Origin of the sequence: Xenorhabdus griffiniae, assembly GCF_001028135.1 — a bacterium.
Classification (GTDB): Bacteria; Pseudomonadota; Gammaproteobacteria; order Enterobacterales; family Enterobacteriaceae; genus Xenorhabdus; species Xenorhabdus bakwenae.
Genome location: NZ_LDNM01000006.1, coordinates 1 through 9,922 on the forward strand (window position 1 = coordinate 1; position 9,922 = coordinate 9,922).

Below are 9,922 nucleotides of genomic sequence, written 5' to 3' on the forward strand. Positions count from 1 at the left end.
GTCTTCAGTTGTCCCATCACTACGCCGTTCTGGGTGGCAAACGCACTCACCATGTGGAACATCGACTGCCGATTCTTGCCATCATAAGTTCCCCGCAACGTTTTTCCGTCAATGGCGATAATTTTCCCTTCTGAGCGTTCGTTAACCCATTGAACCCAATGAATAAAACAGTGCTGAAACTCAACGGGATTGAGCCGAGAAATCAGGCGAGCGATAGCATCATGTCCCGGTATTCCATTAGGAAAAAGGGTTTTTCTTGATACCAGTCCAGGTACGTTTCGCCGAAATCTTCAATATCTTCCCATCCTTCTGCACCGGCGATGATGGCTGTAATCGACAAAAAAAGGACATCAAACAAAGGATAATTGATCTTAGACGACTGGCGGGGGTCTGTTAATGTACTAAAATACTGAGAAAAAGCATCGATTCTCATAAGAATACTTCCCGAAAAAAGAAGTATGAAATTATATTTTTTCTTATTCGTCAAACCTGAAATTTTTTAACAAAAAGTTCACGCTCTCGCCCTGATAGATAAATGGATTGTGGAAAGCGGTAATAAGTTGCATCAAGGCATGAGGTGTTTTTTCATGTGCAACTCCATTAATACCATACTGTCCTAATCGTTCTATGGCATCATCATCGGTTAAAGCTAATGTACTGCCGTTGAGATCAGTAAGAATATGTTCAAGGCTTTGATTAGCTCGTCTCGCGCCGATAAATTCTTTTTCCTTGGCTAAACGACGCGTCAATCGTCCATTCTGAAATTATCATCCGGATTCGGTTCAAAATGATGCTCCAGAGAGGCCTTTATCATCTCATCCGTTAATTGGCCCACCGTGGCACAAAAATAGCTTCTACTCCAAAAATGTTGACCCCAGTATCGTTTTTTCAGATGCGGAAACTCTTCAAACAACTTACTCGTTGTCCTTCCCTTCAGTTTCCTCATGATTTCTGAGGGCGTTAATGTCGGGGGGCTACTCACCAGTATGCGAATATGGTCTTTGCTCACTCCGCCCTTTAATATCCTGATTTCAAACGTTTCACATGTCTGACGGACTAACTCCCGTACCCGTGTAGCCACTTCACCTATCAGCACTTTGTACCTATATTTTGTTACCCACACAAAATGATATTCAATCTGAAATACTGTGTGGCTGCCGTATCTGTAATCCATATTACACCTCCGGTACAACACAGTATTGCAGCTAAAGCTGACCGACTAAAGTCGGTGGTTTTAACCTTTCATATGGAAGAATAAAATGTTCGCACAGAGAATAAGTGCTGTAGCAATCCCTGCTGCCCAGTACAGTCCCATACCATACCACATAATTACCCTATTCCCGCTGAACACCATAATGTCGCTGCTGTATTTAAACCACGGATGCTCATTCCCTGACGCATAATCACACCAGCACCAAGAAAACCAACTCCAGAGATAATTTGTGCAGCAATACGATCAGGATTTCCCTCAGAGGCGCTCATTGCAGTAACCATGAAAAGTGCAGCACTTGTTGATACCAAGGCGTTGGTTCTTAACCCCGCCATACGTTGGCGCCATTGGCGTTCAGCTCCAATCAAGGCCCCAAAACACAGCGCAGACAGTAAATGCATTGCAATAGATGTTAACAACATGGCATTCTCCATAACATCAAATGGATAAAGATACTCTAAGTCCCTCAAGTTGTTGATTGTGAACTTAATTGATTAGCGCAAACTTGAAATCTGTCAGGTGCAGAAAATCATGTACATAGCGGCTAGCTCATTTAATTTTATTTGTTGAGTTTTTTATTGGTTGCGTTTTTTAATTCGTTTAAAACTAATACGCAAAAAATAACCTGAAGAGATCATCTCTTCATCGTACATAGAATACTCTGACAACGAGTTTTTAATCGATTATTCGTATGTTCCCGGAGGGAATAAGGAGAGAATATATGGCCACATCATTATACCCCGATATACCTTCAGTTAATACCTTACTAAGAATTCCAATTCAGTAGATCCTTAATATCGGATGATTTTTCTTCAGGTGGGTACAACTCATGAAGTTAAAGTAGCACCGCCCACCATTCACAGGTAAGCAGCAAATCGAAAGGATATGAACAGCTTACCAGATTATTTTTTTATTTAACCAAAAACTTTGACTGTCCAATTAATTGTTCTCCAATAGGATTTTCGGGGGAGTATAAACAGTTAAAATTAACAAGTAAAGGCCTTAAACAAGCAGATTGTTCTACAAGACAGCAATGGCTTTCTGTTTTTCCCCTAAGTTACTTTCATTATGTGATTTTTTATCAACTAAACAAATAAATCGCGGAAATTTTAGGATTGAACATATAAAGTGAGATTCGTGAAATAAATTTTATGGTATAGAAAACACAGGTGCAGGAAAACAAAAAGCCCGCCACGGCATTTGCGCTGGCGAGCTTAAATAAGGCATAAAGGCAGAAATTAGATAGCAGTCACGTTTGCTGCTGCTGGGCCTTTGGCACCATTTTCAATGGTGAATTCTACGTTCTGGCCTTCTGTTAAGGTTTTGAAACCGTTACCTTGAATGGCAGAGAAATGTACGAATACGTCTTTGCTACCATCAGCTGGAGTGATGAAACCAAAGCCTTTAGATTCGTTGAACCACTTCACTTGACCTTTCATTTTGTCAGACATTTGACTTTCCTATATATCAAAAAAAACTCGCCACCTCGGGCATGTGTTGGCCAGTATCAGCTATTACTTATGGAGGCACTAAGAAGGAAACGGTCAACAAAGGCTACCAGAGGGATAGCACTTACACATAACGCATTAACTCAATATGTCGTACATAAAGTAGGTCTGTTAATCAGGCCAAACGCATTAACGCATGACCGCACACGAATATCAACCTTTTTATGTATTATCGTTTTAAAAAAAACTCAGGCGCTCAATATTAGAACAGAATAATATAATAAACAGGTTTTTTTATAATTTTATTTGATTTATTCAACTTTTTCTTAGCACGAAAAATACAAGATATTGCTTGCCAACAATAACAATTTGCCAAATAAATTAAAGCAATTGCTATACAGATATCGGTTCAGGACATGCTAACCTTGAAAATGCCATAACTTTCAATTCGATCACGATTTTTACAGCATTTTTTACGACACAATTTCTACAAAGTGAGTGGGTTAGTATTATGAAAATCATACAACAGATATTGATTCAGGATCTTGAGCGGATCAATCTTACAGAGCATCGTGATGGTAAAGTACATTTCAACAGCACTTTTATTCGCCATCATCCCTACTTGTGTCTGGCGATGGTCATTGCCTATGCTTTTCTTGCTATGCTCATGTGGTACGCACCCTATTTCGGCACCGGGTCTCTTTTTGCATTTACTCTAGCCTTTATTGCTATGGCAGGCGTTTTGCTATTTGATATCAAGCCAGTCTATCATTTCGAAGATATTGACGTACTTGATTTACGGGTATGCTATAACGGTGAATGGTTTGTTAACGAGCAAGTTTCTAAGAAAGCGATCAATAAGATACTTACTCATCCCCAAGTGCCAAATATAATCAAAGATGACATCAAGCATATCATGCAGAAGAAACAGGAGGTTTGTTTTTATGATGTGTTTATGCTCGCTTGTTCGGAACAATCACCCTATGCCCCATCTATTAACATGGTTAATAAAAATGCATAAATCTAATAAATTCAATAAAATAGTACAATTATAAACCAATAAGTTTATATGATGAGCAAACAGTAAGAAAAAAGAATTTTTTCGTTGACACTATTCCAGTTCATCGCTAGTATTCGCCCCGTTCTCAAGAACAACCCGATTCCTCCATAGTTCAGTCGGTAGAACGGCGGACTGTTAATCCGTATGTCGCTGGTTCGAGTCCAGCTGGAGGAGCCAGATTCAAATATCTCGCCAGATAAGTCGGCGGGATATTAAGGTTGAGAAAGGTAATTTAGCCTAAGCCTTTTCAAGCGGCTTCCCAATCGGGGAGCCGTTTTTTTTCATCCTGATTTTTTATTTCCCATTACTAAGACCAGGGGTTACGCATGAAATGTTGGTGGGCTAAAATTGATTAAATAGCAGCGCTTCCATTTAGCTATTATCCCACCCGGCCGATTTCCTTCGAGCACTCAAACTCAGTTTACTGTTGGTATCTCGTTTAACAATATTGAGCACCATTTTACGTCATTGGGCAAATACTCTTGTGGCGGTCCGCTCTCTCATCCGTGCATCATCTTCTCTAAAAGTGACATCCAGTACCCAGTGTAAACTATTTTCGATAGCCCCATGTTGTCTTATGGCACCTAGTTGAAAGGCGGGAGAATCATGACAACGGCTTAAATAATAACGAAAATCAGAGGCCACTGTGTCAGAATAGCGTTCTTGTCGTATCGTTTCCGTTACCAGAAGAGCCTGAATATCTGGCCAAGAACTTAAGTATTTTGTTTCTGAGGTCAGCGGCAGAACCCACCCGCGTCGTCTGACGGTACGTCCGTGACTATCATCGAATTCATCATAGTCAGGTTTAAGGTAAGGTTTTCGGGTTATCTGTGGTTGTTGAAAATAGTTAACAGCTTCCGAAAAAGTTTTCCCCTGATTGCCTTTAAGCGACAAAATATAATCAGCTTCACTCTCGCGTAATTGCTGAGCAATCGTGCGTTGGCAGCCCATCGCATCCATCGTCACGAGATGTCCTTTCAATGAAAGCATCGATAATAATACCGGGATAGCCTTAATTTCGTTTGATTTTCCGTCTACTGCACACTGACATAAGCTGAGTCCTTTCTCAACCGAGAATGCACTCACCACATGTAGTGGGCTTTGTTCAATTTTCTTATCAAACGAATGGCGTAAACTTTTACCATCAATCGCAATGATCCCCCGCTTTTCTGAAGAGACGTCACGAGAAACCCACTGATAAAAATGACGTTCAAAGAGAGCGGGATTTAATAAACTGAAACAGCGACGGAAAGTATCATGTGAAGGAATACCGCCTTTGAGCGGAAGAAATGAACCCAGCCAATCTTTTTTTAGCTGGCCGTACTGTTCAATATCGGTCCAGGCATTAGCCCCGGCAATGACAGCGCATACGGCGCTCACTAAGATATCAATAAAACGGTGTTTAACCTTTCCCTGACAACGTGGTTCTGGAAAATCAGAAAAGACCTCCACTAATTCTTTCATCTGCACCCCTCTCAAAATGAAGGAATTATCCACTCAATATTTTCATGCGTAACCCCTGATCAATACCCCGGTAACTCAGAACTTATTCAGTATTTTTTCTACGCAATAGCAAGACAAGAAATGCTAAATTGACGAACTGGAGGCGGGTATTCAAATACCTTTCACGGTTCTTCCATAACCGTCGGCATTTTTCCAGCCAACCAAACGAACGTTCAACCACCCAACGTTTAGGGATGACTGCAAAAGTATGGAGTTCATTGCGCTTGGCAATTTGTACGTCAGCTCCACATAATAGATTGATTTATAATGCAAATTTATCACCACTATAACCCCCATCAGCTAAAAGGCTCTTTAACTGCCCTAAATTAGTCTGATGGGGCACCAATACTTCTACAGCGCCATCCCCTGTCGGTCACATTCGCCGTTGTGACAGCAATTGCATGAGGTAATCCCTGACTGTATACCGCGATATGACGTTTGATACCGGAGATTTTCTTACCAGCATCATAGCCTTTCTCACGCGCCGTATCCGTGTTTTTCACACTTTGCGCATCAACTATCATGAAAGTAGTGCTGGCGCTCCGACCATGGCTGATGCGGACCTCGCCAACTGCATTTTTTTAAAGCCTGCTCCAGCAGGCTTGGCTCCATTTCTGACGGCTTCTCTTTCCAAAGTTTGAAATAATAGTACACAGTACTTTTGCTGGGGAAATCACGGGGAAGCATACCCCACTGGCAGCCACTCTTGAGGATATACAGCAACGCGCAAAATACCTCATAGACATCAACTGTCCGAGGCCGGGGGCGTTTTCTATTGCTGAGTAATAAAGGCTCAATTTCCTGAAAGGCTTCTCGATTAATATCACTCGTATAGATTTTTATAATATTAATCATATAGATATAGACACTCATCTTATTTTGGCGGGCAGGATACATGAAAAACAATGACATTCAAAAAAGATTCTGAATAGGCTCTCAGACTGTACACCCACTGGATGAGTTGCAGTTAACGCTTGACGAGCCTGAGGGTCAGCGCGAGGGTGTTCTAGCGTTTTTTTTATGCGTGAGCCGAAGTCGTTTCAAGGCGTAATGAATAGCCGACTGCGAGACACCTAAACGTTTTGCTCTTTCCCACTGATAATCGTCGGGAAATTTTTGGATATCCGCGATAAGCACCTCATCAGGAATTTTCATGGGAGGCTTATCACGCGTCATGCAAGGTTCTATTTTATGGCTCCACCGGAACAGGGTACGAATAGCAATCTCAAAATGGGTACTCGTTTGCTCGAAAGTCAACGAATGTTTATCTTTGTATGCTAGGACTCTTTTTCGAAAATCTAAACTGTAACCCATTTCACTTTATGCCTTGTCATATTGGATCTGGATATTATGCCATATTAGTATGATTTAGCTATATGTGGTGGGCTGGTCGCCAGGGCAAGCGGGTCTAAATTATACTGACGTAAAACCCACCGTGAGGACTTTCAGCATATAGCTATTATCCCAGCCTGCTTTCTGACGCTTGGTTTTCACACCCACCTTAACTGTTTTCTCATTTTTCAGTAGGTTAAGGGCTATTTTATTCATTAATGCTATGTTTTCAGCGGCATGACCACTTCTCAGGCGTTGGCTGTCTTCACCAAAACTGACGTCCAACTGCCAGTGCGGCTTCGTTTCAATGTGCCAATGACTGCGTATTGCACACGCGATAAAGTCGGCCGACTTATCACGGTGACTGGTGATATAGTCACGTCTTTCATAACTCGCGGGTTTTCCCTGCTCTTCACGCCAAAAAAGAGTTTGATATCGTCGTGAAATTCGCCCTGGTTGCCTTTTAACGCCAGCACCTAATCGGCCTGGTTCTCGACAATCTGGTCAGCGATTTTGTACTGGCAGCCCATCGCGTCAATTGTGATGGTAGACCCTTCAATATCCAGCAAGGCCAGCAGTTTTGGGATCGCGGTGATTTCGTTCGATTTATCCGAGACTTTCACCTGACCAAAGCAGAGTTGATTCGCGACTGACCAGGCGCTGACCAGGTGGAGAGCGGGAACGCCATTGGCTTTGTCGAGCGTTCCCCGCAAGGTTTTGCCATCCAACGCGATAATGTCATCGGATATTTTGGCTAAGCTGTTCACCCATTGGGTAAAAGCGAGCCCAAATTCTTGGGGATCAAGCCGGTTTATCACATCGTGAAAGGTATCATGGCTGGGTATGCCATTGGGAAGATCCAGAAATTGCCGAAATCAATCTTCTTTGGATTTACCGTACTCTTCAATCGCATTGAAGCCTTCACAACCACAGATCACGGCACAAATCGAGATGGTCAGAATATCGATGAGGGCATACTGTTTCGTTCGGCTAACACGCGGATCAGTGAGGTGCCCAAAGGCCTTGCTGAGGGTAGTTGCTTGCATGGCAGTTTCTACGGTTATCATTGACAGGATGCTGATTATAAATCACAAACAGCTATCAATCCTATTTCTATGTACCGAATGCACTCAGTTAATTCCGTTGGTCAATTTAGACCCGTTTGCCCTGGGCTGGTCGCTGGATTTATCCGAAAGCACGATTGCCGTGGCCTCGGCGTATCGCCATGCCATGAAGCATCACGGTAAGCCGCTGTTTGTCTACTCCGATAAGCAATGACGGCATCCACTTTCAAAGCCTGACCGATAGTATTGATACCAGCTCACCAATGGGCCGGTTTTTCTTTTATGTGATGAGTGCATTGGCGGAAATGGAACGGGAACTGATTATTGAACGCACGAATGCTGGATTAGCCGCAGCACGGGCATAGGGGCGAATTGGCGGACGTCCGGTGGCACTGCCGGAAGATAAATATCAGCAGGCGATCCAATTGTTGAGTCAGGGAAAAACACGGCGTGAGATCGCCAATGCGTTTAATATTTCACTGTCAAGCATACATGGACGCCCCTTGTTTGCTAAACAATCGTTTGTCATGACCAGAACCAGGTTAAGATTGCAGCCATACATCCGGACTTTAGTTGAGGCCGTCGCCCCTGTCCCTGATGGAATTCGCTGACCAGGCTCTTATCATTTCGATGCGCTATAAGCGCTTGCATGACATACATGGACGCCCCTTCATGGTGGACGCTCCCGTTATTAATTGGCTGTGTTGAATACACTTTCATTTTGGCACACTGATGCCGCTTAAATGGGACATCCATCCCATTATTTACAAATACCTGCCTGTAGGCCGTGAGGCTAATGATGACATTTTTTAATCAGGCGTTTTATTCTGCACTGTGCATTATGGGGCGGTAATTTTCACTTAGAATAGTGCAGAATATACCGCCAAATAGTGCAAAATTGGTCACCACGCTACAGCAGTTCGGTATCAGAGGCCAGACGTGAACCACAAAACATATACAGGCTTCCGTTCAGTTTTAATACCCGCCAGAATTCGGCAAGCAGTTCATCCAGCCACGCAAGGTAAGCCGTAGCATCTGACCACTGGTTATCCCAGCGACAATCTTTTACGCGAAAGTAGGGCGGGTCAGTGGCGATCAGGTCGATGCAGTTATCCGGCAGGGTTTTGATAAATTTCAGAGAGTCGTCGTTGACTAGGGTCTGTTGATGTTTTAAGGTCATAATTCAATCAACCCACATCGGCAACCAGACAATGATAAATGCCAGTGACACCATGCTGGCATAATTCCGCTCAAGTTTATCGTATCTTGTTGCTATGGCTCGAAAATGTTTGATTCTGGCAAAGGCGTTTTCCACCAAGTGACGAGGCTCGTATAAACATTCATCAATGCGTTGGTCAGATTTTCGACTATTTTTGCGATAAGGGATCACCGGAGTGGCTCCTCGCTGTTCAATAAACATCCTGAAACGCTGGCTGTCATACCCTTTGTCAGCGATAACTGCTTCGGAGGAGGGAGATGCAACGACAAGGCTTTCTGCGTGAACACTATCGTGAACCTGACCACCTGAAAGTTCAAAATGAACAGGCAACCCACCATTGTCTACGGCTAAATGGAGCTTGGTTGAAGATCCACCACGGCTTTTGCCAATGGCTTCATCGTCATCTGACGCAGCGCCCGCACTGTGTTGGTGAGCCCGAACGATAGTGCCATCAATAAACAGCCATTCCTTATCAGCAATTCTAGATAACCATTTGAAATAACCCGAAAAATTTCTTTCTTTGACCCGGAGTTAGAACGTGAAAAGACGCGATTCCATTTGCCAAATTCGTCCGGTAAATCGCGCCAGGGGATACCCGTTCTCATGTGATAAAGAATGCCTTCCAAGGTCAAACGGTGTTCAGGTTTGTTATAAACCCAACCCGTGTGTTGCATAAATGCAGATAGCTTATTCCAAGCAAGATCGGTTAACATAGTTCGCAGAATGATGGTGAGGTCTGGTTGTTTTTTAGCGAAAGTAATTATACCAAATCATCATGCTGTCTAATAATCCCTCGCAAAACGTCAACAGACCCTAACAATAGGCTAAATATTATATTTATGATAATTCTAGCCATGTAACACACAACCAATTAGCACTTCAGACAGTTGTCTGATAACAGAATGTCACTTTTGTTTATTATTTCAATTAAAATAAAAACTAGTTGAAATTCATGTTTCTCTATATAGTGAAAATTATAATACATAAATTACAGGAAGATAAATTTACAGATTTATAAAAAACAAACTTGGATTCACATATTAAGTGCAATATCGTTATAAACGAAGTAAATGAGTTTTTGTCCCT

General features: G+C 42.6%; 8 protein-coding genes, 1 tRNA gene and 6 pseudogenes. 4 read left to right on the forward strand and 11 right to left on the reverse strand.

Annotated features, from left to right (window positions below; genetic code table 11):
- The 5 genes and pseudogenes from AAY47_RS22540 to cspE form a co-directional block, all read right to left on the reverse strand.
- Positions 1-433 (reverse strand): annotated as a pseudogene (locus tag AAY47_RS22540) (ISAs1 family transposase); the annotation flags it as partial.
- A gap of 43 nt (positions 434-476) precedes the next feature.
- Positions 477-749: a cation-transporting P-type ATPase gene (locus tag AAY47_RS02005; RefSeq protein ID WP_047766584.1), complete on the reverse strand. Its 273-nt coding sequence runs from the start codon at positions 747-749 to the stop codon at positions 477-479.
- Entirely contained in the window at positions 746-1,174 is a 429-nt protein-coding gene (gene tnpA / locus AAY47_RS02010) for an IS200/IS605 family transposase (protein WP_047766585.1), read from the reverse strand. Before tnpA ends, AAY47_RS02005 begins: the two co-directional genes overlap by 4 nt.
- A gap of 81 nt (positions 1,175-1,255) precedes the next feature.
- Positions 1,256-1,632: pseudogene (locus AAY47_RS02015) on the reverse strand (MgtC/SapB family protein); the annotation flags it as partial.
- An 816-nt stretch (positions 1,633-2,448) separates the two neighbouring features.
- Positions 2,449-2,661 carry a transcription antiterminator/RNA stability regulator CspE gene (cspE, locus tag AAY47_RS02020; protein WP_047766586.1) on the reverse strand — a complete coding sequence of 71 codons (213 nt, stop codon included), beginning with the start codon at positions 2,659-2,661 and terminating at the stop codon, positions 2,449-2,451.
- Positions 2,662-3,169: 508 nt separating this feature from the next.
- Here cspE and AAY47_RS02025 point away from each other — a divergent pair.
- Both AAY47_RS02025 and AAY47_RS02030 read left to right on the forward strand, forming a co-directional pair.
- Positions 3,170-3,679 carry a YlaC family protein gene (locus AAY47_RS02025; RefSeq protein WP_047766587.1) on the forward strand — a complete coding sequence of 170 codons (510 nt, stop codon included), beginning with the start codon at positions 3,170-3,172 and terminating at the stop codon, positions 3,677-3,679.
- Between the two features lie 140 nt (positions 3,680-3,819).
- A tRNA-Asn gene (locus AAY47_RS02030) sits at positions 3,820-3,895 on the forward strand.
- Between the two features lie 288 nt (positions 3,896-4,183).
- Here the strand turns inward: AAY47_RS02030 and AAY47_RS02035 are convergent.
- From AAY47_RS02035 to AAY47_RS02055, 4 genes and pseudogenes are all read right to left on the reverse strand, one after another.
- Positions 4,184-5,182: an ISAs1 family transposase gene (locus AAY47_RS02035; protein ID WP_200897716.1), complete on the reverse strand. Its 999-nt coding sequence runs from the start codon at positions 5,180-5,182 to the stop codon at positions 4,184-4,186.
- An 82-nt stretch (positions 5,183-5,264) separates the two neighbouring features.
- Positions 5,265-6,076 (reverse strand): annotated as a pseudogene (locus AAY47_RS21150) (IS5 family transposase).
- A gap of 135 nt (positions 6,077-6,211) precedes the next feature.
- On the reverse strand, positions 6,212-6,535 hold the full coding sequence (locus AAY47_RS02050) for an IS630 transposase-related protein (RefSeq protein ID WP_047766588.1): 324 nt from the start codon (positions 6,533-6,535) through the stop codon (positions 6,212-6,214).
- 99 nt (positions 6,536-6,634) lie between these two features.
- Positions 6,635-7,599: pseudogene (locus tag AAY47_RS02055) on the reverse strand (ISAs1 family transposase).
- Between AAY47_RS02055 and AAY47_RS20280 the strand changes: the two are divergent.
- The gene (locus AAY47_RS20280; protein ID WP_084727025.1) at positions 7,598-7,831 is read left to right on the forward strand and encodes a hypothetical protein; all 234 of its coding nucleotides are present in this window, start codon (positions 7,598-7,600) and stop codon (positions 7,829-7,831) included. The pseudogene AAY47_RS02055 and the gene AAY47_RS20280 overlap by 2 nt on opposite strands.
- Position 7,832: 1 nt before the next feature.
- Positions 7,833-8,228, forward strand: a pseudogene (locus tag AAY47_RS21155) (recombinase family protein); the annotation flags it as partial.
- Positions 8,229-8,530: 302 nt separating this feature from the next.
- On the opposite strand, the pseudogene AAY47_RS02065 reads toward AAY47_RS21155, so the two are convergent.
- Both AAY47_RS02065 and AAY47_RS20290 read right to left on the reverse strand, forming a co-directional pair.
- Positions 8,531-8,797: pseudogene (locus AAY47_RS02065) on the reverse strand (DNA methyltransferase); the annotation flags it as partial.
- A gap of 3 nt (positions 8,798-8,800) precedes the next feature.
- A protein-coding gene (locus tag AAY47_RS20290) for an IS5 family transposase (protein WP_161803416.1) occupies positions 8,801-9,561 on the reverse strand; the annotation gives its coding sequence in 2 pieces (ribosomal slippage) (positions 8,801-9,339 and positions 9,339-9,561; 762 coding nt in all).
- Positions 9,562-9,922: the final 361 nt, after the last annotated feature.

What these genes read in the sequence shown, in the direction of transcription:
- tnpA (WP_047766585.1), bottom strand. Translation starts at nt 1,174, where the DNA reads ATGGATTACAGATACGGCAGCCACACAGTATTTCAGATTGAATATCAT.
- cspE (WP_047766586.1), bottom strand. Translation starts at nt 2,661, where the DNA reads ATGTCTGACAAAATGAAAGGTCAAGTGAAGTGGTTCAACGAATCTAAA.
- AAY47_RS02035 (WP_200897716.1), bottom strand. Translation starts at nt 5,182, where the DNA reads ATGAAAGAATTAGTGGAGGTCTTTTCTGATTTTCCAGAACCACGTTGT.
- AAY47_RS02050 (WP_047766588.1), bottom strand. Translation starts at nt 6,535, where the DNA reads ATGGGTTACAGTTTAGATTTTCGAAAAAGAGTCCTAGCATACAAAGAT.
- AAY47_RS02025 (WP_047766587.1), top strand. Translation starts at nt 3,170, where the DNA reads ATGAAAATCATACAACAGATATTGATTCAGGATCTTGAGCGGATCAAT.
- AAY47_RS20280 (WP_084727025.1), top strand. Translation starts at nt 7,598, where the DNA reads ATGGCAGTTTCTACGGTTATCATTGACAGGATGCTGATTATAAATCAC.